A 25,970-nucleotide genomic window follows, 5' to 3' on the forward strand; every position below is an offset into this window, starting at 1 on the left:
GCTCGTCGAGGTCCAGGTCGGGCAGTCGCAGGCTCAGCCGCTCGCCCCCGCGGGCGAGTTGCCGTATGAGCTGGCGCGCGCTGGTCGGCGTGAGGGTGGTGGCGATGAGGCTGGACCGGGTCGGGTTGCGGCTGCATTGTCGGGTAGATCGTCGGGGTTGTGCGAGTCCCGCGGCGTTCTCGCGTCAGAAGCCAGCTGCGACAGCGCCGGCGTTTGCTGAGTCCCAACGAGAAGCGGCGCCCCGAGGGGCGCCGCGATGTGTTGCCAATACAGCCGGCTTGACTCAGGGCGCGAAAGCGCCGAGGCCGTCCAGCAGGTCGGTGAGCGCTGTGTCGAGTTCGGCGACTTCCAGGTCGCCGGTCTGGGTGGAGAACTGGCCCAGAACGCCGGTGACCAGGCTGGCCAGCGGGTTATCGCCGAGCGCGGCAAGCAGGCCGTTGACGAGGTCGCTGAGCGCACCGATGATCGAGCCGAGCAGGTCACCGTCGGTGCCGGTGTCGATCTCGCTGAAGAGCGCGGCAAGCGCTTCTTCCAGATCGGCCGGGCTAAAGGCGGGGGCGTTACCGCCGCCCAGGGCCTCGCTCAGTTCACCGAGCAGGTCGGCGCCGCTGTTGCCTTCGAGCGCGGCGAGGACATTGCCGAGGGCTGCCGCATCCGTGGGGAAGCCGCTGGCGTCGCCCGGCAGCATGCCGGCGGGCGCGATGGCCTGCACCTGAGCGCCGAGGTCCTGCAGCGTCGTGAGCAGGTCCCCGAAGCCTTCGGGGCCGTTGCCTTCAAGAAGGCCGGTCAGAAGCGCGGTGGGCGCGGCGGGGTCGCTGAAATCGAAGTCTCCGCCAGTCGAAGCCAGCAGCAGTCCCAGGACTTCGCCCAGCACCGGCACTTCGGCCAGCAGGCTTTGCAGCGACTCGAAGCCGCTCATGCCGCCACCGAGGAAGGTCTCCAGCGGGTTCGCGCCGTCGGGGAAGCCGTCGATGCCGCCGGCGAGGAAGTCCGAGAAGGTGTCGGTATCGATGCTGCCGAGTCCTTCGGAGATGGCGTCGAAGAGCGTCGGCAGGATCAGCGCCAGGCCGTTGGCCAGCTGTGTTTGCGCTTCACTCAGGCCTACACCGAGCGTGCCGCTGGGATCGAATGCGGCTGCCTGGCTGGTCAGATCCGTAAGCATCACGGAGATGACGTCGGCGGTCTGCTGGCCTTCGAGTTGGCCCGCGGCGTCGAGCAACTGCGAGACGTTGGCCAGCAGGTCGGCCGGCGCGTTGAGCAGCGCAAAGAAGCCTTCCGTAGGGAGCGGGCCCGTGCCGTCTTCGACGCTGGCGGGAAGCAGTTCCGGGAAGCCTTCCAGCACGCCGGCCATGCCGGACATGGTGTCGGCGATGTCGGACAGGCGGGTTGTCAGGTCCTCGAGGCCGGTCAAGCCGATGCTGTCCGGGCCGTCAAAGACCAGGGACAGCTCGGCGAGTTGCTGCACGAGCTGGGCGGAGGACACTGGCAGCGCTTCGGCGAGCGGGCTATTGGTATAGGCCTCGGCAAGCGACTTGGCGCCGCACTGTACGGCAAGCGAGCCGCCGTCCAGGGCATCACCGCCGGCAGCGGGATCCCGCTCGGTGAAGAGCGTGGAGCCACTGGCCGCGAGGGCGTCGACGAGGTCGAGGAAGCGGGCCGTGGCCGTCACCAGGCTGGCGGCGGATGCGCCGAGTTCGGGAACGTTCGCGAACTGCGCGGCGAGCTGGTCGCGCATCTGGGTCTGCGCCACATCGAGCGGGCCGGCAATCGGGCCGCCTGCGGCGGTGTCGCACTGCAGGTTGGCGAAAGTGGCCGGCAGGCTGTCGCCGGCGGTGTCGTCGCCTGAGCCGTCGTCGGTCCCGTCGTCAGTGCCATCATCGGTGCCGTCGTCAGTCCCGTCGTCGGTGCCATCATCGGTACCGTCATCAGTGCCATCGTCGGTGCCGTCATCGGTGCCGTCGTCAGTACCATCGTCGGTGCCGTCGTCAGCGCCGTCATCGTTGTTGCCGCCGGATGTGTCGCCGTCGTTCTGGCCGTTTTCACCTGACGGGTCGTTTGGCGCGGGCGCCGTGGAGTTGCCGTCGCCACAGGCGGCGAGCGTGAAAATCGAGAGGAAGAGAATCAGGGGGCGTATGAAATTCAGCATGGGAGTCTCGCGGAGCGGGTGCGGTAGCAAACGCTAATGACGGTTCAGGTGATTGAGTCGTCATGCCCGACCGGCGGTACTCAGTAGCTGGGGAGCGGTGCGTTACGGCTTGCGCTCGGCGCGTGTAAGGGCGCGGCGATGTTCATTTTCGGTTCGGTCGCCACTGTTAGCCTGTTTACGGTGCCTTTGCGGCACGGGTATCACTACTAAGATCGGGAGAAAGCATGAGCAAGAAGTACATTGTCACCGCCCTGATGGCGGGCCTGCCACTGACTGCGGCGGCCCAGGGGCTGTCCTACAACTATGTCGACGTGCGCTACGGCGATGCCGACAATCTGGATGGCATCGTCGGCGAGATCTCCGGCCAGATCTCGGATGAGTTTTTCCTGCGTGGCGGCGTTTCCCTGCTCAGCGATTCCGGTGTTGATGCCGACATCTTCACCGGTGAACTCGGCATGCGCCACGCCATTGACCGGGATGTGGACCTTCTGGGAACGATTGGCGTGCAGCATGTTGAGGTCGAGGCGGGCAATACCTCCCGCGACGATACCGGGCTGCTTGCAACGGGTGGCGTGCGTACGATGCTGACGCCGGAAGTCGAACTCGAGGGCACGCTCATCTACGAGGACAACGACCTGATCGAGGACGGCCTGGATGCGCGCTTCGGTGGTCTGTACCACTTCACGCCGCGCTTGGCGCTGGGTGCGAACTACCGCATCGACAACGAGCTGCTGACGCTCGGCGCTCGCTACGACTTCGCCGTGATGCGCTGATCCCGTCTGCGGATCTGTGAGACGAAGAACCCGCCCTCGTGGCGGGTTCTTTCGTTTGGGTGACTGCTCGCGAATGTCGACATTTCCCTGCACGCAGTCTCCCGTTCGCCTGCGTTGGCGTCTCGCCATGGCGAGCGGGCGTTGCTATTGTCGCGCCAACCACAGGGAAGAAATAACGGGAAGCGCATGATCAGCGAAGCGACGCAGGCGGTCATTACGCATTACGAGCGGCGGCACGAGTTCCGCGGCGATGTCTTCGGTGCGCAGCCCTATGCCAACTACGGCTACTGGGCGCGGCCGGACCTGACGCTGGAGCAGGCCTCGGAAGCCTTGACCGATCTGGTCGCAGCCTCGGCCGGACTGGGGCAGGGCGACAAGGTGCTGGACGTCGGCTGCGGCTATGGTGCGGGCGCGGTGAAGTTCGTGAAGCGCTATGACGTGGATGCGGTAACCGGTATCGATGTCACGCCCGTGCGCATCGCCAGCGGCCAGGACTACATCGCCGAGCACAGCGTGGCCGACCGCATCACGCTGCAGGAAGGCGACGCCACCGCGATGAGCTTTGGTGATGAAAGTTTCCACAAAGTCGTTTCCGTGGAATGTGCCTTTCACTTCGACACCCGCGAAGCATTCCTGAAGGAGGCTGCGCGCGTGCTCGTGCCGGGTGGGACCTTGGCGTTGACCGATATCATTCCGCGCCGTGGCGTGGATCCGTCGGCTTATCTCACCGGCGAGACCACCAATCAGAGCCAGGTCTGTTTGGATATGCCGGCCAACGCCTACGACGCGGATGTCTATGCCGACCTTCTCCGTTCCACGGGTTTCGAGGCCGTGCGCATCGAGTCGCTTCTGGAATGGACGCGCATCCCCTTCGCCGATGCACTGGCGCGCGTGGCTGCGGCCAGCGAGGGAGAGCGTGCCGAGCAGATATCGCGCATGGCAACGCGCATCCGTCAGCTGATCGAGTTGGGCGAGGACTATGTGTTGGTGACGGCGCGGCGGAGCTGAACCGCAGCTCTGTCGGGCTGAAGCCTTGCCCACGGATGGCCGTGGCATTGCCTTCAGCCTGACGGGCCAGGCTTTCCGTCCCCTGGTTCCGTACCGAGCCCGCCAGCACCGGATGCACGGTAGGTCGCTGCGGATATCTTCGGCTTGGCCCTCAATGCGGCCTACCTACGTTGGAAAGCGCACGAGCGCGGCGCCTGCGGCGCTGCTATCGTGCGCTGGAGTGCATCAGACGAGCGCGTTCCCCGAAGAATTAGGAGACTTTTCATGTCGAATACCGACAAGCCTTCCCGCAATCGCCAGTTCCTGCTGGCCCATCGTCCGGTCGGCGAGCCTGGCCCGGATACCTGGGAGTTGGCCGAAGCGTCCCTGCACGAGCCTGCGGACGGTCAGGTGCTGATCCGCCACGACTACATCTCGGTAGATCCGGCCATGCGCGGCTGGATGAACGCCGGCAAGTCCTATGTGCCGCCGGTGGAGATCGGCGCCGTCATGCGCGCCTACGCGGGCGGCGAGGTGGTCGCCTCCAAGCACCCCGATTTTTCCGAAGGCGATGCCGTGACCGGCGTGCTGGGTGTGCAGGAATATTCGATCAGCGACGGCAAGGGTCTGCGCAAGGTCGATCTCTCGCTGGCAGAGATGCCGATCTACCTCAGCGTGCTGGGCATGACCGGCATGACTGCCTACTTCGGTCTCTTCGATGTCGGCGAGTATCGCGAGGGCGATGTGGTGGTCGTGTCCGGCGCCGCCGGCGCTGTTGGCATGATCGTCGGCCAGATCGCCAAGCTCAAGGGTAGCCAGGTCGTCGGCATTGCCGGAGGTCCGGAGAAATGTCGCTACGTGACCGAGGAGCTGGGCTTCGACGCCTGCATCGACTACAAGGCGGAGGATGTCGCGCAGCGCCTCGGTGTGCTCTGCCCGAAGGGTGTTGATCTGTATTTCGACAATGTCGGCGGTGACATCCTGGAAGCCGTGTTGTCGCGCATTGCGCTGCACGCGCGCGTCGTCATTTGCGGCGCCATCTCGCAGTACAACGCGACCAAGCCGCGCGGCCCGGCCAACTACCTGCAGCTGCTGGTGCAGCGCGCCACCATGCGCGGCATGGTGGTCTTCGACCATGCCGCGCGCTATCACGAGGCTGCGCAGGCCATGTCGGGCTGGCTGGGCGAGGGCAAGCTGAAGCACCGCGAGGATATCGTCGAGGGACTGGAGCAGTTCCCTGATGCACTGATGCGCCTTTTCCGCGGCGAGAACACCGGCAAGCTGCTGCTGCGCGTCGACCACTGATCGTCCGGCCTGCGGGCCGGGCGGCACTACAAGAAAACGGGATAACAGGATTACTGGATGCGATCGATCACCGATGCCTTCCATCGACTGACGCTGGGCGCGCCCTGGCTGGTGGCGCTATTGCTGCTGGCCGTTCTGGGCGCGGCTGCCTGGCAGGCGCAGTATTTCAAGCTGGACGCGTCAGCCGACTCGCTGATCCTGGAGGGCGACGAGGATCTCGCCTACTTCCGCGAGATCGCGGCGGAGTTCGGTACGCAGGACTTCCTGGTCGTGACCTATCGACCGCAGGATGAGCGCGGGCTCTTCGAGGACGCGACGCTGGCGCATCTCAAGCAGTTGCGCGACGAGCTGGCCGGACTGGAATTCGTTGATTCGGTGCAGAGCATGCTGGATGTACCGCTCATCCAGAGTCCGCCCACAACCCTGCGCGAGATTCAGCGCGAGCAGCGCACATTGCTCGATCCCGGCACCGATCGCGAGATGGCGAAGGAAGAGTTCCGCGAGAGCCCCTTCTACGCCAACCTGATCATGAACCAGGAAGCCACTGTCACGGCGATCCTGGTCAATCTGAAGCCCGACGAGCGCGCCGCTGAGCTGCTGGACCGGCGCCAGCAGCTGCGCAGCATGCAGCGCGAGGACAGTGCCGATTTCGGCGAGGAGGAGGCAGCCGAACTCGCCCGCGTCGAGGAAGCGTACGGCGCGCGCAAGGCGCAGGTGCAGGCGGAGCTGCAGCGCAATATCTCCAGCGTGCGCGAGTTGCTGGAGGGCTACCGCGACGAGGCGGAGATATTCCTGGGCGGCCTGCCGATGATCAGCGCCGACATGATCAATTTCGTGAGCAACGACATTGCCACCTTCGGCATTGGCGTGGCGCTCTTCATCCTGTTGTTGCTGGCGATTTCCTTCCGCCGACTGCGCTGGGTAGTGATCCCCTCCCTGGTCTGTGCTGCTTCCTGCCTGGCTACGGTGGGCTTCCTCGGGCTGGTCGACTGGCGCGTGACCATCGTTTCGTCCAACTTCATTTCGTTGTTGCTGATCCTCAGCCTGTCGCTGACCATCCACCTCGTCGTGCGCTACCGCGAGTTGCACGCGCTGCATCCGCAGCAATCGATGCCGGAGCTGGTACGCGGCACCATCGACAGCAAATTCCTGCCCTCGGTCTTCACGGTGCTGACCACCGTGGTGTCCTTTGCGTCGCTGGCTGTCAGCGGCATCCGGCCGGTGATCGATTTCGGCCTGATGATGACGGTGGGCGTGTGCTTTTCCTTCGTGCTCTGTTTCCTGATCTTTCCTTCGGCGCTGGCCAGGCTATCGCCGGGCGCGCCGCAGCCGGTGGAGCAGCAGGCCCGCAACTTCACCGCGCGCGTCAATAGCGTCTTGGCTGCGCTCAGCGAGCGTGCGCCCGGCACGCTCATGCTCGCATTCGTGTTGGTGGGTGGCGTTGCCATCGCGGGCATGGCACGCCTCAGCGTGGAGAATCGCTTCATCGACTATTTCCACGATTCCACCGAAATCCATCAGGGCATGCTCGTCATCGACCGCGAGCTCGGTGGCACGACGCCACTGGACATCATCCTGGAGCCACCGCAATGGTTCCTGGAGGAGCAGAAGGAACTGGAGGAGATGGATCTGCCCGATCTCGGCGGGGGCGGGTTGACTGCGGAAAGCTACTGGTACAACGCGCGCAACCTGCGTGATCTGACGGAGATCCACGACTACATCGACGCGCAGCCCGAGACCGGTAAGGTGCTGTCCATGGCCACGACCATGCGCATGCTCAAGATTCTCAACGAGGGCGAGTGGCCCGGGGACTTCATGCTGTCGCTTATCCAGCGCATGGCGCCGGATCAGATCGTGGAGAATCTCTTCGACCCCTACATGTCCGAGGATGGTAATCGCATGCGCATCGCCTTGCGCGTGGTCGATTCGGACCCTGACCTGCGCCGCAACGAGTTCCTGACGCGTATCGAGAATGGCTTGATCGAGAACTTCGATCTGGAGCCCCAGCAGGTGCACCTCACCGGCATGATGGTGCTCTACAACAATGTCATGCAGAGCCTGTATCGCTCGCAGGCGGCGACGCTGGGTGTGGTCTTCGTGGCCATCGGCTTGATGTTCCTGCTGCTCTTTGGCTCGCCCAAGATGGCGTTGATCGGGATCGCGCCCACCGTTGTCGCGGCGCTGTCGGTTCTGGGCATGATGGGGTGGTTGGCAATCCCGCTCGACATCATGACGATCACCATTGCCGCCATCACTATTGGCATCGGCGTGCACGACACCATCCACTACAGTTATCGCTTCCGCGATGAGGTCCGTGAGAGGGGCTACGAAGGCGCGATTTCGCGCTCTCACATGAGCGTGGGTCGGGCGATGTTCTACACCACGCTGGTGGTCACGCTGGGCTTCTCGATCCTGGTGATGTCGAACTTCGTGCCTACGATCTACTTCGGGCTGTTCACCGGCGTAGCCATGGTCTTCGCGTTGATCGCGAACCTGACGCTGCTGCCGGTACTGCTCAAGCGCTTCCGGCCCTTCCCGGAGGGCGCTGCTGCGTGATCGCCTGAGCGGTGCGGGGCGTCAGCGCCGCTGCACGCCCTGCGGAATGCGTTCTGCCAGCTGCATCTCTGCTTGGCTGAGGATGCCCGGATCGCGCAGGCAGGCGGCTGCGAAGTCCATTGCGTCGTAGCCCCAGAAGGGCGTGTCGTCGACCACGAAGGTCGGTACGCCGAAGACGCCGCGCTCCGCCGCGTGGGCGGTTTCGGCCTCCAACTTGCGTTTGACTTCCGGCGCCTGCACCGCGTTCGCGGCAAAGCCAAGCGACTCGGCAAGGCACGCGAAGTGCGCCGGGTCGGCCGCGTCGGCGCCGGTGGTCCAGACCGCCTCGAAGACCTTCCTGATAGCCGCGAAATCGTTCTCCAGCAGGATGCAAAGACGCAGATAGGGCAGCGGGTTGAAGGGGTGCGCTGCCGGCGGCCGGAAGGCGATGCCGTCGCGCTGGGCGACCCAGGTGCACCAGCGGTAGGTCCACGTCCGCTTCGGAGGGATTTCGGCCGGACCCTTCTGTCCCCAGTGACCGAGCAGGCCCGCGAACAGAATTGGTCGCGGCCGGATGATGGTGCCTTCCGGCAGCGCGTCCAGCCGTGTGCACGAGAAATAGGCGAAGGGCGAGACGATGTCGAAGTACCAGTCCACGGTCGGCATCGGGGGTAGTTTCAGCTTCGGATAGACGGCCAGCTTAGCGCTTCGCCTTCGGGTGGTGCCGGGCCTTTTGGCCCCGAATGCCAAGCGCGATGGCTCCAAGCGATCTACCGGCGCGGCGCCGGGCGACGCACAATGCCCGCATGAGGGTGGAGGATTTCCACAAGCCGCTGGTCCCGGCAACTTACGTTGTAATGTCGCTGGAGTTCGCAGCGGAGCGGGGTGTGGCGCGCGAAAGGATCCTGCACGATATCGTGCTGCCCGAGCCACTGCTGGCGCACAGCGAGGCGCGCGTTTCCTTGCTGACCTATGGGCGCATCGTCGCGCGTAGCCTACGCTTGACTGGCGATCCGGCACTGGGTTTCGCCTTCGGCCTGCGCAGCAGCCTCACCGCGCACGGGCTTCTGGGACTGGGGCTGATGTCGCAGCCGACGTTGCGGGACGCGCTGGCGTTCGGCGCGCAGTACTTCGTTCCGCTGCGCTTCCCCGGTTTCGCGCTAGGCATGCAGACACTGCGCCACGAGGGCGGCGATTGCTGGATCGAGTTGCACGAAGCGCTGCCCTACGGACCGCTGCGCCAGTACGCCTTCGATGTGCTGCTGGTCGGATTCACGCATGTCCTTGAGCTGGCGTTGGCGCGCGACGAGTACTCACTGTGCTTGCAGCGGCTGGAGCCGGCCGACTTCGAGCGCTTCGCTGATCAGCTGCCGACGATTCACTTTGGCAGCGAGGTCAACGGGCTCCGTCTGCCATCGGAAGCGCTGGAGCGTCCTTTGCCTGCGGCCAATGCGATGACTGCCCAGCTGGTACGCCAGCAGTGCGATCAGGAGTTGGCGCTTCTGGGTCTGCGTGGCGATGAGCCGACGCGAGTGCGCGCGCTGCTCGGCGACAGCGGCGCAGAGGGCTATCCCAGCGTCGAGCAGGCAGCCGCTCGCCTATTCGTATCCGCGCGCACCCTGAAGCGCCGTCTGCATCAGCATGGGCTGAGCTATCGCGCGCTCGTGCAGGAGGCGCGCTTCCGCGAAAGCCAACGAATGCTGCGCAATAGCGGCCTCAGCGTCAGCGAGATCGCGACGCGTCTGGGCTATCACAGCCCGGCGAATTTCACGCGGGCCTTCCGTAAGTGGGCAGGCGTGTCGCCGGGCGCCTACCGCAGGGCGGAAGGCGAGGATTGAGCGGCGCTTGGCGCAAAGCGCCATGTTGGCCTGCAATGACAATCACCTTGGCACGACCGCATCTCACGCCGCGTGTGCCGCTGGCGGGACAATGCTTGTGACTACACAGATCCGCGTTCAAGCGGACCGGAGACAGACCGTGATCAGACAGCTTGGAGGCATCGTCGCGCTGGTATTGGCGCTGACGCTGGCCGCGTGCAGCGGCGACTACAGTGGCGGCCCGGTGGGTCGCGACGACGGTGGCAACAGTGGTGGGGGAGGCACTGGGGGTGCCGATGGCTCGGCGCGCTTCGCCTCGGTTGAGGATTTCTTCGCCGCCGAGGTGCAGCCCGGACTGGCCTTCTGCCGAAGCTGTCATGTGCCCGATGGCGTCGCCGGTAGCGATCCTGATGCGGCGCGCTTCATGCTGTCGCCCAATCCGGAGGAGGACTACCAGCGCCTGCATGCCGCCTGGCAGGCTCTGGGCGAGGGGATTACGTCCAATCTTCTGCTCGTCGAGCCGGGCGACCCCGCCGAGCCGCACTCCGGCGGCAAACCATGGCCGGAAGGCGGCGCGCGCTACACAGCCATGCGCACGCTGCTTGCCTGTTGGGAGGGTAACGGTGCATGCGAGGAACTGGCCGGCGGCGCCGACGAAGGCGAGGCGTTGCCCTTGCTTGGCAACCCGGGCAAGCATTTCTTCGTCAACGAGTTCTGCGACGGCGCATCGGACGATACGCCCATCGACTGGAGCCGGGATCCGCGGCGCTTGCTGACGCCCGACGGCGGCCTGATCGACAGCGAGACATATGCCGTCCACTTCAACGACCCGTACGAGATCTGCAAGACCGAGACGCTGTTCGAGACCCAGGCGCGCCAGAACGAGCTGCGCGAGGCAGCCGGGGAGACGCCCATCTATTCAGCGCGGCCGGATCCGAAGACCTGCGGCGAATGGCGTGCATCCGTGCAGCGCGGACACGACTGGATCGCGATGTGGCCCTCCGACCAGCCAATGGGCACCGGAGAAGCCCACGGCGAGGGCTTTTTCGGTACGGGGGTCGGCATATCCGGCGCCTCCGCGGAGGAATGGAACAATCTCTGGCGCGTCTGGGGCATGCCGGGCAGGCCGGACAACTTCGATCGTCACGTTTTCGAGCGTTACGGCCACAGTCCGCCGCCTGCGCACATCGACAACCCCTATCCGCTGCCCGACGAACTGGATCAGCTCAGTGCGGACTTCGGCGGTAGCGGGACGCTGCCACTGGGCTGGGCGCAGGGCCGCGACGAGGACGGCAACTACAACGGCACGCTCGGGCTTAACTGTTTCTCCTGCCACGCCGGGCAGATCGGTAGCGGCCAGGTAGCCGGCCGCGACGGTAATGGCAATGTCGCGAGCTACGGTGCCAACGCGCACGGCAGCTTCATGGGCTTGCCTAACACCAATACCGAATTGGGTGTGCTGCTGGCCGACCTGATCAACGCCTCTGCCCGCAATTTCCCCGGAGCCAACGAGGTCATGGACGCGCTGCAGGTGCCGGCCTTCGGCTATATCCCGGTCGTGAACACGACCCGCGGCACCAATGCGGCGGACACCGAGATCGAGGCGATTTTCCTGATCCGCGACTGGGACACGCTGAACTTCAACCGGATATTCGCCTACCCGACGCACGCCAATACCGGCGATCAGGACCCGCCTGCGTGGTGGTGGTTGTCGAACAAGACGCGCTATCTCTGGTTCGGCGGGCATTCCACCGACTCGGTGCGCGGCAATATGTACTTCGGCAGCGTCAACGCGCTGTCCGGCGATCAGGTGAAGGCCAACGAAGGTACTCTCGAGGACGTCCACCAGTGGACGCCGACCGTCGAGGCGCCGGACTATCCCTATGGCTATTGCAGCAGCCCCGACGGCGAGCTTTCCGGCGAGGGCGATCCGCGCTGCATTGATCGGCCGCTGGCCGAGCAGGGCGCGATCCTCTTCCACGAGAAGGACCTCTGGGCGGAAGAGGCAAATGCCGACATCCCGCGCCCCAAGGGCAACGGCGCCTGTGCCGGCTGCCACGGCGCCTACGCGCCGCGCTACATCAGCGATCAGCGCTTCCTGCCCGATCCGGCCCTTGCCGGGACGGTGGGCTATACCGTGCCGCTGGAAATCGTCAATACCGATCCGGCGCAGGCCGAGGGTTGGTCGCCGCTCATGCGCGAGCACGTCTCGACGATGTGGCATTCCTACCCGGATGCGGTCGAGGGCTACGCCCTGCCCGAAGAGAAGAATGCGTTGCAAGAGTCGCTGGACGATTATCTGATCGAAGGCGTCAGCGGTGCCGACCTCGTCGAGCAACTCAACCGGCATCTGGAAGCCATGGGTGCTTTGCAGCCGGTCGGTGACCTTGTCGACAGCGTGCTGGAGCCCGTGGTGGGCGGCCTCGTGCCCGAGCTGCCCCTCGGCGACGTGGCCGGCCGTGTCCACGGTGCCTGTGGCTTCGAGGAGAAGACGGTGGGCTATGTCACGCCACCGTTGCACGGCGTCTGGGCCAGCGCGCCCTATTTCCACAATGGTTCGGTACCGGATGTCTGGGGCGTACTCAAGCCAGAGGACCGGCCGAAGATGTGGCGGCGCCAGCGCACCACCACCGATGTGCACTTCAACCAGTTCGAGACGCGCATCGCCGACAGCGCCGCCGGGCAGGGCGGCTACAACTGGGAGCGGCTGGGCTGGAAGCACGATGTGCTGTCGTGCAATGCCGGAAGCGGTATTCCCTATTACAGCTGCCAGCCGGATCAGGATCTGCCGCAGGAGGTCCAGTGGCTCTACGACACGATCCTCGGTGGCCTCGTCTGGCCGACCTGGCTGGTGCCGCCACCCATCGGCGAAGAAGGCCTCGCCCAGCGCATGATCTACAACACCCAGATGTACTCCAAGAAGAACCACGGCCACGAATGGACGCAGGCGCTCACCGACGACGAGCGGCGCGCGCTTCTGGAGTACCTGAAGACGCTATGAGGCACTCGCTCCGCCGGTCAGGCCCTGCGCCCGGGCGCGTCAGTCCAGACGCAAGGTCGCGGCCTCGGAAGGTTCTGCGCCGGAGAAGTCGAGCACCTTCAGCTTGGCCGACGAAAAGCTGAAGATGTAGCTACTTCCGCCTGCCTCGCGCGCGATCACCGAGCGCAGCGGCTCGTTGTAGATCACCGGCGCGAAGTCATCGCAGCCCTCAGGGGGCGCCGCCTCGCGTTGCGGCGGGCAGCGGTCGCCGCCGCCGGGCTGCTCGTCCTTGTGGTCGATCCGGGCGTACTCCGCGATGGCCTTGTTACCGAGAGCCGGGTCGATGCGATAGGCGAGGAAGCCGCTCAGCGCGCGCCCGGGCTCCGGAGAGCTGATCTGCGCCGGGATGGACAGCAGCCCGGCATCGTCGCGGCCGGCGTCGGGGAGGAACTGGAATGCCAGGGGCTCGTACTCGGCGAGGCTGTAGGCGTACTCGTTGCCACTCAGCGCTGGTGTCTCATTGGCAATCGGCGTGGGGTCGGTGAGATCGCTGACGTCGAAGACGCGCAGCTGGAAGCTGTTGCCTACGCCGACGCCACCTTCGCCGCCGGCGCGGCCGATGGTCAGCAGGTGGTCGGCACCCAGTGGCGCGATGTAGCTGGCGAAGCCGGGAATGTCGACCTGACCGAGGAGCTGCGGGTCCGCGGGCTCGGACAGGTCGAAGGTGAACAAGGGGTCGATCTGCTCGAAGGTGACAACGAAACCGCGGTCGCCGAGGAAACGCACGGAGCGAATCGTGTCGCGTGGCTTTTCCGAGACGAAATCGCGCAGCGCGGCGATCTCTTCCATGCTTTGCGCATCGAAGATCTGCAGGTTATTGAGCTGTCGGAAGGGCTGGTTGGGGCTGTCGAAACGCCCCTCGGTTGCTGCCACGCGCAGGGCGCCATCGAATTCGCTGAGCTGATAGCTGTTGCCGACGAGGCCGTCGGCGAGTGCGACACCACCGGGCTGTGCGAGCCCGTCGCCTATGGCGAAGCGGTAGATCGCCGTCTGCTGCCTCTGGCCGGCGTCGAACCACCAGCCGGGGCTGGTCTGGAACAGGTAGAGATTGTCGCGGCTGCCGTAGACGCCCCAGGCATTGTTGATGCTGCCCAGCGTCGCGGGCGCGCTGCCGTTGGTGTCGATGCTGGTGATCGTGAGCAGGCCCAAGCGTGTATCGACCGCTGGATGCAGGATCGCGTCGCAGGCGAGGGTTGTTTCGGGAGCGTCGCCCTGGCGCTGCTCGGGGAGTAGCGCTGCTACAGGCGTCGCATCGACTGCGGCCAGAATCGCGTTGCGGATCGCCTCCTCTAGCTCCGCGATCTCGGCCTCGTCGCCGTCGCGAAGGGCGCTGGGATAGCGCTGCCCGACGAGTACCCGGAAGTCGTCGTCTTCGCGCAGCGTGCTCGGTGGCGGGAAGGCGAACTGGGTGACGAGATGGATGCGATCACCGACGCGACGGCTGCCGACGAGCTGGCCGTCGCTGGCGAATCGATCGATCTGGATCGGGTTGTCGGGGTCGCTGACATCGAAGAACAGCAATTCGGTGCCCAGGATGAAATCCGCAGCAACGGATCCAGGCCCTACGGCCTCGTCCGTGGTTGCGATCCCGGCCGATACGGCGGGCGCGTAAGGATAGGCGAAGTAGCTCTTCTGCCTTACGACGACGAGACGATTGTTGGCTACGTCCAGGTAGAGGCCGTTCCCCTGCCATCCGTCGTCCAGCGCGATGCGGCTTCGGATGCGGGGTGCGGCAGGGTCGCTGGTGTCCAGCACGAGCACTTCGCCGGTCTGTCGGCTCAGGAAGTAGAGGTCCGCGCTGTCCGGATCGGCCTCGACCAGGTCGGCCTCGTCGACGCCGGCTTCCTGTGTGTTCGTTTCGGTAACGACGCGCTCGGTCTCCGGAGCTGCCGGTGCGGGCGAACCGTCCTGATCGTTCGGCGCATCCACCGCGCCTTCGCCAAGAGCCGCCGGCTCGCATCCGAAGCAGCCGCCCCCGTAGGCGTAGCCGGTGAGGTACTCCTGAGTCAGACGCTCGGCGTAGTACGTTTTGAAGTCGGCGCAACTCTCGAAGGGCGACTGCGCGAGCAGCGACTTGGGCGTTGCCCGGGAGGTGGGGGCAGATGGCGCCGAGCCGTCGCCGCCACCCGAGGAACTGCAGCCTGCGAGCGCCAACGCCCCCGCGACAACAAGCCCGGAAAGCCTTGTAGGTAGCATTCTTGCCATGGTCGAGTCCTATTCGAAAGCCCGCGACGACCAATGTACTCCCACGCGGCGAGCGAAGGCTATCCACCAATGCTCACTGGTCGGTATCGGCAAGCGAAGGGGGTGTCTGAGACAAGAAGAGGGGAGCGCGGGCCGCCAGGGGCTCGACGATTTTGTCCGGAATAGAACCGCGCGACCGAAGGGAGCCCGAAGGGCCGCGCACGCAGGGGTGGTTGCGGGCCGGTGGGCTCGGCGGACAAGAAAAGGGCGGCTCGATGGCCGCCGCGTTCCTGTTAGACAGCAAGCAATTACCGGGGCGCTATGCGCACAATTTCCAGCCGTCAGCGTCGTCCGTCATGCAGATCTCGCGTTCTGTCTGGGTCCGATCCAGTTCCTTGAGGCGCTCGACGAGCTTTGCGAAGTCGGAGTCTTTGTGTAGGGACGACTTGTAGAGTGCGCGTATCAGCAAATCCGGTTGCCGCTGCACTTCGTCTTTCTTCTCCCACAAAGCAATGGTCTGCTCGTCGCACTCAAAGATGCCTGCGACAGCCCGCTGCGACATCCCAAGCTGGCGGCGCAGAAAGCGAAATTCCTTTCCGCTCATGTGGTCGCTGTTCTCAACGAGGTAATCGGCGATTGCCTTGTGCAGACCCTGTACGTCGTGAATGGCGACGGCTTCCCCATGCTTGGTTGCCCGCAGTTCATAGCCATTGGCGAGCCAAACGTTGGTGAGCCCGCATTCGGTGTAGTGATACATATTCTCGTTCATGCTAGCACCGTGATAACTATGGTTTGATCTTCCCTTGAGCTAATCTCAATTGCTGCCACGATGGTCACTTCCATGCCGGATGCGATGCGGCGAACGTGACATTTCCAGTCGCCTGATTCATCTTTTTCTGGTGCTTGCGTAAGTTCACCCTTCTCCAGGCATTCCATCACCTGATGCATCGTCACCCCGCGCTCTTCCATTCTCTGATGAGCGTGGCGCGTAACGGCCACTCGCCATGTTGTTTCTGCGCACTCACGGATGATCTCAGTGGCGCGCTCTTGTGTAAGCGGGAAGTCCGTCACTTGTGGCCTTGACATCACCCCTAATTATTAGGGGTTGTAGGGCGGCTTGCAAGGCCGTCCATCAGGTAGCCGAATACCTGGGCGGCCAAGGTTCTGGCCTACCCCGAGGGTTGCTCGGAGAGCATGAGCCACTGCCGAGTATTGGATAGCGGTGCTCCGCTCTGCGCGTAGTCGTTGATTGTTTGCGGGCCGCCAGGGACTAGATGATGTTGTCGGGAACAACATCACGCGACCGCAGGGAGCCCGAAAGGTCAGGCCCATGGATGGGCCCGGCACGATTCTGTCTGGAACAGAATCGCGCGACTGAAAGGAGCCCGAAAGGCCAGGCCCATGGACGGGCCTGGCACGATTCTGTCCGGAACAGAATCGCGCGACCGAAGGGAGCCCGCAGGGCCAGCGCCATGGACGGCGCTGGCAACCCCGAACCTACGCAGCCCGCAGGGCTGCTGGCCTGGTAGGCCGCGAGGTGGGGATAGGGATTTGGTGGGCCGCCAGGGACTCGACGATTCTGTCTGGAACAGAATCGCGCGACCGAAGGGAGCCCGCAGGGCCAGCGCCATGGACGGCGCTGGCAACCCCGAACCTACGCAGCCCGCAGGGCTGCTGGCCTGGTAGGCCGCGAGGTGGGGATAGGGATTTGGTGGGCCGCCAGGGACTCGACGATTCTGTCTGGAACAGAATCGCGCGACCGAAGGGAGCCCGCAGGGCCAGCGCCATGGACGGCGCTGGCAACCCCGAACCTACGCAGCCCGCAGGGCTGCTGGCCTGGTAGGCCGCGAGGTGGGGATAGGGATTTGGTGGGCCGCCAGGGACTCGAACCCCGAACCTACTGATTAAGAGTCAGCTGCTCTACCATTGAGCTAGCGGCCCGCAAGGGAAGCGAATGGGGTGGACGATGGGACTCGAACCCACGACAACCGGAATCACAATCCGGGACTCTACCAACTGAGCTACGCCCACCACGGCGCCACGCTTCGCGCAGGGCGCGCATCATAGCAGAATGGCGGTGGGGCTCAAGGCCGCGCCGTCGCTTGATGCGGGGCGAGCCGAGCTCAACAAAGTAGTTGCGGCGACCGCCGCACCGACGTGAAATAATGGGCCCAGTCGGGGTGTAGCGCAGCCTGGGTTCAAGCTGACCGAATGCCCGGTGGGCATTCGCAGCCCGTTGAACGGCGCGGACAGGAGTCCGCGCCAGGGTCACTTGACGAGGCAGGAGCCGAGTCTAGTGACAGCTGCTCCCCCTTTCATGAAGGCCGTGTGCAAGAATATGTCTCCGTCGGGGCGTAGCGCAGCCTGGTAGCGCATCTGCTTTGGGGTGAAACGGGACCGAATGCCCGGTGGGCATTCGCAGCCCGTTGAACGGCGCGGACAGGAGTCCGCGCCAGGGTCACTTGACGAGGCAGGAGCCGAGTCTAGTGACAGCTGCTCCCCCTTTCATGAAGGCCGTGTGCAAGAATATGTCTCCGTCGGGGCGTAGCGCAGCCTGGTAGCGCATCTGCTTTGGGAGCAGAGGGTCGCAGGTTCGAATCCTGCCGCCCCGACCACCAATTCCCACGTGGCGGTGCCTTGCCGTCCCGCACAGCAACACGCGCCCATAGCTCAGCCGGATAGAGCAACGGCCTTCTAAGCCGTAGGTCGGTGGTTCGAATCCACCTGGGCGCGCCAACCACCGCGCGCCGGGTGGCGCGCCGGGCACCGAGAAGGATTTTCGCCATGACGGCTGATGTGATTGATGGAAAGGCCTGCGCACAGTCAGTCCAGGAGCGCGTGGGCGCCTCCATCGCCAGCCGCGCGGCGCGTGGTCTGCGCGCCCCTTGCCTGGCCACCGTGCTGGTCGGGGAGGATCCGGCGTCGCAGATTTACGTGCGTCGCAAGCGCGAGGTCTGTGCGCGCATCGGCATCGAATCGCGGCCGGTGCAGTTCGACACCACCGTCAGCCAGGAGGCGCTTCTGGCCCAGGTCGATGCGTTGAACGCCGATGACGGCGTCGACGGCATCCTCGTGCAGCTTCCGCTGCCTTCAGGGATCGATACCACGCAGGTGATCGAGCGCATTCGCCCGGACAAGGATGTAGACGGCTTTCACCCCTACAACATCGGGCGGCTCGCGCAGAGGATTCCTGTGCTGCGCCCCTGCACACCGGCGGGCGTGATGGAGTTGCTGCGCGCGCGCGGAGAAACCCTGCATGGGCGCCGGGCATTGGTGGTGGGTGCATCGAATATCGTCGGGCGGCCGATGGCGCTGGAGCTGCTGCTTGCTGGCGCTACAACCACTGTGGCGCATCGCTTTACGGTCGATCTCGCGGATCGTGTTGCCGAGGCGGATCTGCTCATCGTGGCGGTGGGCAAGCCCGGGCTGGTGGCGGGCGAGTGGGTGAAGCCGGGCGCGACGGTGATCGACGTCGGCATCAATCGACAGCCGGACGGTCGACTGGTGGGTGACGTCGGCTTCGAGGCGGCCTGCGAGCGCGCAGCAGCTGTAACGCCCGTCCCGGGCGGTGTGGGGCCGATGACCGTGGCCATGCTCATGCAGAACACGCTGCACGCCGTCGAGATGCGCGAGGCAGCGGCCGGCGCCTGATATTCCGGCTCCGGCCGCGCCTTATCCGACTGTCAGCCCGTTGTGCCGGCCCAGACCACGGGCTGGCGCTTGGCCGCCCAGTCCTCGGCGTGCTTGAGGTAGTGGTCCTCCACGACGTTGCGCTTGACCTTCATGGTCGGCGTCACGAAGTCGTTCTCGGTGGTCCACTGGTCCTCCACGACGACCAGGAATTCGAGCTGCTCGTGCTGGTCGAGCTGCGCGTTGACTTTCTCGCGGTATTCGGCGAGGTCCTGCATGAGGGCTTCGCGCGCTTCGCGGTTCTTGCAGCGGGTCAGCGCATCCTCGGAGAGCATCAGGATGCCGAAGGGTTGCGAGCGGTCGGCGCCGGCCACGCAGCAGGCCTCCACGGCGTTGTGCGTGACGAGCTTGTCCTCGATGGGGGCCGGAGCGACGTACTTGCCCTTTGAGGTCTTGAAGATGTCCTTGACGCGGCCGGTGATGCGCAGGCGGCCTTCGTCGTCCAGCTCGCCGCGATCGCCGGTGCGCAGGAAGCCGTCTTCGGTCATGACTTCGCGTGTCTTTTCGGGCTCCTTGAAATAACCCTGCATGACCGCCGGGCTGCGCGTCTGGACCTCGCCGTCTTCGCCCAGGCGTGCCTCGACGCCCTCGTAGGGGTAGCCGACGAAGCCGGGGCGGGTCTTGCCGGGAAGGTTCGAGTGCGAGATCGCGAGGTTCTCGGTCATGCCGTAGACCTCGATGATCTCCAGTCCGAGCTTCTCGTACCACTCCAGCACCGAAGGCGGCATGGGCGCCGCGCCGCCGCCGGCGAACTTCACCTGGTCCAGACCGAGCTGCTTGAGAATCTTCCGCCGTATCATGCCGCCGACGACCGGGATCTTGAGCATGCGGTCGAGCTTCTCGTCCGGCATCTTGGCGTTGACCGCCTGCTTGAACTTGATCCAGAGGCGCGGTACCGAGAAGAAGAAGGTGGGGCGGGCGCGCTGCAGGTCCTGCGCGAAGGTGTCCAGCGATTCTGCGAAGTAGGTACGCATGCCGACGCGGAGCATTCCCAGCTCCACGGCGATGCGCTCGGCGATGTGCGACAACGGCAGGTAGGAGAGGACGCGGTCCTCCGGTCCCATGTTGAAGCGCTTGTTGCCGGAGGCGATGGCCCAGGCCATGCCGCCGAAGCTGTGCATGACGCCCTTGGGCATGCCGGTGGTGCCGGAGGTGTAGATGATGGTGGCCAGGTCCTCGACCTTGCGCTCGGGCAGTGCCTGCAGCGGCTCGTTGTCGCGGATGATGTCTTCCCAGGTCGGGAAGTCGGTGGGGGGTGACAGCGGAAAGCTGATGCACTGCACCGAATCCGGAACGCCGGCCTTCATCGCGTCCCAATCGTCGAGCTTGCCGACGAAGGCTGCCTGAGCCTCGCTGTGCTCGAGAATCTTGCGCACGGATTCGGCCGTGAGGGTGGGGTAGAGCGGCACCGAGATGTGGCCGGCCATCCAGATCGCCCAGTCGCCCATCAACCAGTGGGCGCAGTTCTTGGAGATGATCGCGATGTTGCTGCGCTCGGGATAGTTCTGCGCGCGCAGCCAACTCGCCATGCGCCGCGCCTCGTCGACAGCCTGTGCCCAGGTGTAGTCGCGCAACTCGCCGTTGCCCATGGGCTGCGTCATGCATACGGCGTTCGCGCGCACCTGTTCCCAATGCTTCAGGCGCTCCAGGGCCAGATCACCCGGCTGGATGTCCATTGTCCTCTCCTCGATGTTGGTGGTCGTGCCGCCCCTCTGCGGCTTGCGCAGATGCTACCGCAACCGTTAGCTTTCGCCCACCTTCCCCAAGCCGATTGGTAATAGTAATGACCTCGAATAACCCCTTTCTCAATGCAGAGCATGAAGCTATTCGCGACCAGGTCGCGCGGTTTGTGGAAAGAGAAATTACCCCAAATATCGATGCCTGGGAGGAAGCCGGCGAGCTGCCACGAGCGCTGCACAAGGCGGCGGCGGAGGCCGGCGTGCTGCAGATCGGTTATCCCGAAGCGCTCGGCGGCATCGACGTTCCCGACCATTTCTACGAGCTGGTCATTGTCGAGGAACTGTGTCGCGCCGGCAGCGGTGGACTGATTGCGGGCCTGATGAGTCACGGCATCGGGCTGCCGCCGATCGTGGCCGCGGGCACGCAGGAGCAGAAGGAGCGGCTCGTGGCGCCCGTGCTGGCCGGCGACAAGATCGCCGCGCTGGGCATCACCGAGCCTTCGGGTGGTTCGGATGTCGCGGCCATCCGCACTGCGGCGCGGCGCGAGGGCAACCACTACATCGTCAAGGGCAGCAAGACCTTCATCACCTCCGGCATGCGCGCGGACGTCATCACCACGGCCGTGCGCACCGGCGGGGAGGGCATCGGTGGCATCTCCCTGCTGGCGGTGGAGGCCGACACGCCTGGGCTGTCACGTACGCCGCTCGACAAGATGGGTTGGCGTTGCTCGGATACCGCCACCCTCTATTTCGACGAGGCGCGCGTGCCGGTCGCCAACCTCATCGGCCCTGAGAACGCCGGTTTCATGGCCATCATGCAGAACTTCAACAGTGAGCGCCTCGGTTTGGCGGCGCAGGCCTGGGGATTGGCGAAGACCTGCTATGAGGAGGCTCTCACCTGGGCCCGCGAGCGCGAAACCTTCGGCAAGCCGTTGATCGCCCGGCAGGTGATTCGGCACAAGTTGGTGGACATGAAGATGGCCATCGATGCCGTGGGCGCGCAGCTCTATCAGCTCGCCTGGCGGGTGTCACAGAAGCAGTATCCGGTCGCCGAGCTGTGCATGCTCAAGAATCTCGCGACCTCGACGCTGGAGCAGGTTGCGGGCGAAGCGGTGCAGATCCTGGGTGGCGCCGGTTATCTACGTGGTGCCAAATCCGAGCGCATCTTCCGCGAGACCAAGGTGCTGTCGATTGGCGGCGGTGCGTCCGAGGTCATGAAGGATCTCGCCGCGAGGCAGATGGGCTACTGAAAATGAAACGCCCGCTTGCGCGGGCGTTTCTTGAGACTGCGGCTGAAAACTGACTGCGTCAGTCGCCGTTGCCTTCTTCAGGCTGCGGAGCGTAGGGATCACCCGGGTCGGTCGTCGCCGGCGGTTCTTCACCGCCACCGGCCGCGATGAACTGCTCATTGAGGATGTCGGTAACTTCACCGAGCCCCTCGATCAGCGTCGGCAGAAGCGCGAAGCCGGTCGGGCTCTCGCCTCCACCCAGACCGAGGAATCCGAGCAGCGGATCAGTCAGCAGGCCCAGACCGTCCTCGCCGAGCAGCGTGCCCAGCACGGTCTCGGAAAGCGCGTCGAGTCCGTCCTGAAGCGCGGTGCTCACCGGGCCCTCGATAGTCTCGTTGTTCAGGATCGGGCCCAGGATCTGCTCAAGCACCAGAACCGTCTCGTTCAGCAGCCCCGATCCCTGCTCGCCGGCGAACTGACCGATTGGCAGCGTGAAGAGGGTGCCCAGCTCACCGCAGAGGCCGTCTACCTCTTCGCCCGACAGCGCGCTCTCGCCGCGGAGAATGGCGTCATCCACCGGCAGCACGAGGACCGTGGCCGCACGCGTGCGCGGGCTCTCCGCGAAGCCGGGCGGATCGACGGTCGGATCGAACTCGACGGCGGCACAGTTGTTGGCGAGGCCGGTCGCGCCGTCTGCCGAGATCACACCGCGCTCGGCGAGTACGGCATTGGCGATGGAGATCGAAGGATCGGTCTCGCCCACGGGGTCCTCGTCGTTGCGGCAAGCCTCGTAGCTGGTTTCCGCCGGACCACCGATCGCCCGGAAGCTGGTCGCGCGTTCCTGGTTGATGTTGATGATCACCTGATCGGTTCCGCCGTCGCTGCCTGGCACCTCGAAGGTGAGAGAGCTCAGCAGCTTGTCGCGGCCGCGGATCTTCTCAGCGTTGACCAGTTGCGCTGCGTTCGTGAAGCCGACGCAGGTGAAGTTCTTGTCGATGTTGAAGGTAGTCTTGCTGATCTCCAGCGGCGTGCCGGTGGCATCGGTGATGCCCACCCGCACGTCCTGCTCGGCATCCTCCACACGGTCCATGGCGCTGCCTGACAGCTGGCCGCGGCAGTTGACACCCTTATCGAAGTTGGTGTTGTCGGGGTTGCCGCCGAGGCGTGCCCGGACGGTGCCGACGCCCTCGGTCAGACCTTCCACCAGCGCGATGCGGATGCCGGACTCGGTGCGTGCCGGCTCCATCGCAGGCGTGCCGCCCTCTTCCTCAGGCTCGCCGAGCGGCAGCATGGTGCGAACATCGATGACGTCGTCGCTTCCGGCGACCTGCACGTTCAGGATGCGGCCGTCTTCGCATTCGGTACCGAAGTCATCGAGGAGGATCGCCTCCTCCTGGTCCGGGTCGTTCTGCAGGTAGCCAACGGCAGCGTAGGGGAGGGCGAAGGTCGGAACGGTCTGGTTCAGCTCAAGCGCACTATTCGGGCACTCTGCCTCAAGGTCGGGATCGCAGAAGGGCACCTGCCCATCGGCGTTGAGCCCGAAGGCCTTCGCATCATCAGCGACTGTTTCCTGGAGCTCGGCCGCGGCCTCGTCGGAGAGTCCGGCGAAGACGCCGGCGTCCGCGAAGCTGGCCACCCCCACGGGGACTAGGCGGATCGAAGCGAAGTCAGCGGTCAGTACCGTGACCTCGGTCGTGTCCATCTGCCCTCCGAGGGTGCCCTCGATCACGGCGGGAACATCATCCGGAGTCGCGGCAAGGCCGAGGATCTCACGCGTTAGGGCGCCTTCCTCGGCATCCTCGATGCTGACGAAACCCCCACCCTCAAGAATGGCCAGATTGTCGAGCTGCACCGGCAGGCGGATTTCCTCGGCACCCGTATCGAAGAGCGCGGTGGCGTTGATTACGGCGGTGCCGCCGACGATGATGCGCGGCGGCGTCGCCGTAATGCGCAGCGATTCCCCGACGAGGGCCGCGGCCGCGACATTGATGTCGGCACTGGCCGAACTCGCGTTGAGCTGCGGGTTGTTGGTTGCCGGCGGTACGAGGTCGGCGGTCACGTTGTAGGTGGCTGCCTCGTCGGGGTCGTTGTTCTGCCCTGAGAAGACGCCGGTACTTCCGGTCACGGCGGGGCTGCCATCCGGGTTCTGCGGGTCGGCGCTCCAACTCAAGCCGTCGCGTTCGCTGACGCACTCGTTCGGGATGTTTACCGGCTCACCGCTCGTGTTGACGAAGCGGATCTGCGCGCGCAGCTGCAGCGCCTGGCCCGCGGCAACGTTGCTGCCATCGGCCGGTGTGCTGCACGTCGGACCGGCGAAGATGTCGACGATCTCGGGAATGCCGCCGACGACCTCCAGCTCAGCACTGGCGGAGCCGCCCTCGCCTTCGGCGTCGCTCGCAGTGATGGTGACTGCACCCGCGTCGGTGGGAGACAGGCCGCGCACGCGCCCTTTCTCGTCGACGACGAACTCGGCTTCGCCATCAGGTGCTTGGATCGCGAATTCGATGCGGTCGAGCGCCGTGATGTCGGGATTGCTGCCGTCCTCGAAGAAGCCGATCACGCGGAAGTTGACCGTGCTGCCGACATTGACGCGAGCGGGGTCGCTGCATTGCCCGCCGTCGGAGCGGACGCAGCGGAGCTCGATCCGCTGCAGCTCGCCGCCGCCTACCAGTCCGGGGCTGCGGACAGAGCCGTCACCGCACGCGACGAGCGTGAGCGCGCCGGCAAGAATGGCGAAAAGGGAAATCTTTGGCATGCGCATCTCTGTGACTCTCCAGTTCTCACTCGAATCACCGGCCGGCCGGGGCGTGAACGAGCGACTGCGGGAAGGTTGCTAATGGGTTAGCTGTACTTATTCGCTTCAACTTTACTCTGAATCTTTCACGACGTCACGATAAACGGTAGTATCCAGGGGTGCCAGCGTTAATGCTGGTCATTTGTTGTAAGAACAGGCCTACGCACGTATGCGTGGCCCGCCAATCCGATACAGGGAGCAGGGACGTGATTCAGCGATCGGCCGGTATTGCAGCGCTTATGGCGCTCGTGTTTACAGGGGGCGCCTGGGCGCAGATGGACAACGGCGCGGATGTCTACGACGACCGCTTCTATCTGCAGCTGCAGGGAGGCGCCATCGTCTCCGATTCTTCGGATCTGGATGCTGGCGCTGCGGGCTATTTCGCTCTCGGCAAGCCGATCATGTCCCTGCTTTCGCTTGAGCTGGAGGGCGGCTACGCCAGTCTAGGCACGCCGAACACCACTGACTACGAGCGCATCACGGGCCAGGTCAACGCGGTTCTCTACCTCTGGGGCGGCCCCAATGCCGAGTCGATGCGTGGCCTGCGGCCGTACCTGCTGGGTGGTCTGAACGTTCACAGCATCGATTTCCAGGACGAGACCGCCACCGGCACCGGCTTCCAGCTGGGCGGTGGTTTCACGTATCCGCTGAGCCGCAACCTGGAGTTCGTCAGCTCCGTACGCTACGGGGTCGACAGCGTCGGTGCGGAGCCCCCGGGCATCCCGCGTGACGAAGATTTCTACACTTGGACGGGCACCGTTGGTGTCCGCTTCAAGATGGGCGAGTTTCCGCCCGACAGCGATGGCGACGGCGTGCCCGACCACCGCGACGAATGCCCCGGCACCCCGGCTGGTGTAACGGTCGACCGGCGCGGTTGCCCGATTGACAGCGATGGTGACGGTGTGCCTGATCACCGCGATCGTTGCCCCGGCACGCCGGAAGGCGCTGCCGTGGATAGCGACGGCTGTCCGATCGACTCCGACGGCGATGGCGTGCCGGATCATCGCGATCAGTGCCCGAATACGCCCGAGGGGGTGCGCGTGGATCAGCGCGGGTGTCCCTTCGCCGATTCCGACGGCGACGGTGTGCCGGACCACATGGACCGCCATCCGAACACCCCCGCCGGTGTTGCGGTGAACGAGTACGGGGAGCCGCTCGATTCCGACGGCGATGGCGTACCGGATCATCTCGACGAGTGTCCGAATACGCCGGCAGGCTCCGCGGTGCTGCCGAGCGGCTGCGCCCTTGTCGGTGACAGGCGACTGGCGCGACCGGGTGAGCCGGCCGATGCCGATGGCTTTGCCACGGAGCGGACGCAGAACTTCATCCTGAAGGGCGTCAACTTCGAGTTCGACTCCGCGCGGCTGACGCCGGAGGCACGCTCGATACTCAACGACGTCGCTGAAGTGCTGATGGCCTATCCGGACACTGACGTTGACGTTGAGGGCCATACCGACAGTGTTGGCCCGGACGCCTACAACCTGGCGCTCTCCGAGCGTCGTGCGAACTCGGTGAAGCGCTACCTGACGCAGCAGGGCGTGCCCGGCGAGCGCATGACGCCCGTCGGCTACGGCGAGACCATCCCGATCGACACCAACGATACTGAGGAAGGCCGATCCAACAACCGCCGCGTGGAGTTCCGGGTGCGTTAAGCCCGGTTCCAACCGGCAGGATCAAGAAAGCCCCGGCAACAGCCGGGGCTTTTTTTGTTGGGGCGGTGTAGTGACTAGCTGGCAGACGTGCCAGTCAGGAGTTTGGGTGTCCCAACTGCAGTCGGCGAAGCAAGTGCTG

At 65.0% G+C, this 25,970-nt stretch carries 16 protein-coding genes and 4 tRNA genes; 11 read left to right on the plus strand and 9 right to left on the minus strand.

What is annotated here, in order from left to right; all coding sequences use genetic code 11:
• Window positions 1–283 precede the first annotated feature (283 nt).
• Window positions 284–2,146: a hypothetical protein gene (locus tag U743_RS03300; protein WP_043765505.1), complete on the minus strand. Its 1,863-nt coding sequence runs from the start codon at window positions 2,144–2,146 to the stop codon at window positions 284–286.
• A 224-nt stretch (window positions 2,147–2,370) separates the two neighbouring features.
• Here U743_RS03300 and U743_RS17905 point away from each other — a divergent pair, with 224 nt between their 5' ends.
• The 4 genes from U743_RS17905 (at window position 2,371) to U743_RS03320 (ending at window position 7,767) form a co-directional block, all read left to right on the plus strand.
• A complete protein-coding gene (locus U743_RS17905; RefSeq protein ID WP_052367475.1) occupies window positions 2,371–2,919 on the plus strand; it encodes a hypothetical protein in 549 nt (182 codons plus the stop codon).
• Between the two features lie 186 nt (window positions 2,920–3,105).
• Window positions 3,106–3,927, plus strand: coding sequence for an SAM-dependent methyltransferase (locus tag U743_RS03310; protein ID WP_052367476.1), 822 nt, complete (start codon window positions 3,106–3,108; stop codon window positions 3,925–3,927).
• A gap of 264 nt (window positions 3,928–4,191) precedes the next feature.
• Window positions 4,192–5,211, plus strand: a complete 1,020-nt coding sequence (locus tag U743_RS03315) for an NADP-dependent oxidoreductase (protein ID WP_043765507.1) — start codon at window positions 4,192–4,194, stop codon at window positions 5,209–5,211.
• Between the two features lie 57 nt (window positions 5,212–5,268).
• A complete protein-coding gene (locus U743_RS03320) occupies window positions 5,269–7,767 on the plus strand; it encodes an efflux RND transporter permease subunit (RefSeq protein ID WP_043765508.1) in 2,499 nt (832 codons plus the stop codon).
• 21 nt (window positions 7,768–7,788) lie between these two features.
• Here the strand turns inward: U743_RS03320 and U743_RS03325 are convergent, their stop codons facing one another.
• Window positions 7,789–8,412, minus strand: a complete 624-nt coding sequence (locus U743_RS03325; protein WP_043765510.1) for a 2-hydroxychromene-2-carboxylate isomerase — start codon at window positions 8,410–8,412, stop codon at window positions 7,789–7,791.
• Window positions 8,413–8,633: 221 nt separating this feature from the next.
• On the opposite strand from U743_RS03325, the gene U743_RS03330 reads away from it, so the two are divergent.
• Window positions 8,634–9,584, plus strand: a complete 951-nt coding sequence (locus tag U743_RS03330) for an AraC family transcriptional regulator (RefSeq protein ID WP_198021905.1) — start codon at window positions 8,634–8,636, stop codon at window positions 9,582–9,584.
• A gap of 139 nt (window positions 9,585–9,723) precedes the next feature.
• Window positions 9,724–12,564, plus strand: coding sequence for a putative rubber dioxygenase RoxC (gene roxC / locus U743_RS03335; protein WP_043765513.1), 2,841 nt, complete (start codon window positions 9,724–9,726; stop codon window positions 12,562–12,564).
• A 39-nt stretch (window positions 12,565–12,603) separates the two neighbouring features.
• On the opposite strand, the gene U743_RS03340 is transcribed toward roxC, so the two are convergent.
• From U743_RS03340 to U743_RS03355, 5 genes are all read right to left on the minus strand, one after another.
• Window positions 12,604–14,808, minus strand: coding sequence for a beta-propeller domain-containing protein (locus U743_RS03340; RefSeq protein WP_084191319.1), 2,205 nt, complete (start codon window positions 14,806–14,808; stop codon window positions 12,604–12,606).
• Window positions 14,809–15,106: 298 nt separating this feature from the next.
• Complete coding sequence (locus U743_RS03345; RefSeq protein ID WP_052367478.1) at window positions 15,107–15,556, minus strand: helix-turn-helix domain-containing protein; 450 nt, start codon at window positions 15,554–15,556, stop codon at window positions 15,107–15,109.
• Window positions 15,553–15,873, minus strand: a complete 321-nt coding sequence (locus tag U743_RS19615) for a DUF4258 domain-containing protein (protein ID WP_084191320.1) — start codon at window positions 15,871–15,873, stop codon at window positions 15,553–15,555. Before U743_RS19615 ends, U743_RS03345 begins: the two co-directional genes overlap by 4 nt.
• Window positions 15,874–16,653: 780 nt before the next feature.
• Window positions 16,654–16,728 (minus strand) — tRNA-Lys (locus tag U743_RS03350).
• A gap of 14 nt (window positions 16,729–16,742) precedes the next feature.
• A tRNA-His gene (locus U743_RS03355) sits at window positions 16,743–16,818 on the minus strand.
• A gap of 507 nt (window positions 16,819–17,325) precedes the next feature.
• Between U743_RS03355 and U743_RS03360 the strand changes: the two genes are divergently transcribed.
• From U743_RS03360 to folD, 3 genes are all read left to right on the plus strand, one after another.
• Window positions 17,326–17,402: transfer RNA gene (locus U743_RS03360), tRNA-Pro, on the plus strand.
• 44 nt (window positions 17,403–17,446) lie between these two features.
• Window positions 17,447–17,523: transfer RNA gene (locus U743_RS03365), tRNA-Arg, on the plus strand.
• A 48-nt stretch (window positions 17,524–17,571) separates the two neighbouring features.
• On the plus strand, window positions 17,572–18,438 hold the full coding sequence (gene folD / locus U743_RS03370; protein WP_043765516.1) for a bifunctional methylenetetrahydrofolate dehydrogenase/methenyltetrahydrofolate cyclohydrolase FolD: 867 nt from the start codon (window positions 17,572–17,574) through the stop codon (window positions 18,436–18,438).
• A gap of 32 nt (window positions 18,439–18,470) precedes the next feature.
• Here the strand turns inward: folD and U743_RS03375 are convergent, their stop codons facing one another.
• Window positions 18,471–20,153 (minus strand): AMP-binding protein, encoded by a 1,683-nt coding sequence (locus tag U743_RS03375; RefSeq protein WP_043765517.1) that lies wholly within the window; start codon window positions 20,151–20,153, stop codon window positions 18,471–18,473.
• Between the two features lie 107 nt (window positions 20,154–20,260).
• On the opposite strand from U743_RS03375, the gene U743_RS03380 reads away from it, so the two are divergent.
• A complete protein-coding gene (locus U743_RS03380; RefSeq protein WP_043765518.1) occupies window positions 20,261–21,406 on the plus strand; it encodes an acyl-CoA dehydrogenase family protein in 1,146 nt (381 codons plus the stop codon).
• A gap of 58 nt (window positions 21,407–21,464) precedes the next feature.
• Here the strand turns inward: U743_RS03380 and U743_RS03385 are convergent, their stop codons facing one another.
• On the minus strand, window positions 21,465–24,140 hold the full coding sequence (locus U743_RS03385; protein WP_156966313.1) for a hypothetical protein: 2,676 nt from the start codon (window positions 24,138–24,140) through the stop codon (window positions 21,465–21,467).
• Window positions 24,141–24,385: 245 nt separating this feature from the next.
• Here U743_RS03385 and U743_RS19620 point away from each other — a divergent pair, with 245 nt between their 5' ends.
• Entirely contained in the window at window positions 24,386–25,831 is a 1,446-nt protein-coding gene (locus U743_RS19620; RefSeq protein WP_269530547.1) for an OmpA family protein, read from the plus strand.
• Window positions 25,832–25,970 lie beyond the last annotated feature (139 nt).

Source organism: Algiphilus aromaticivorans DG1253 (assembly GCF_000733765.1).
Lineage (GTDB): Bacteria > Pseudomonadota > Gammaproteobacteria > Nevskiales > Nevskiaceae > Algiphilus > Algiphilus aromaticivorans.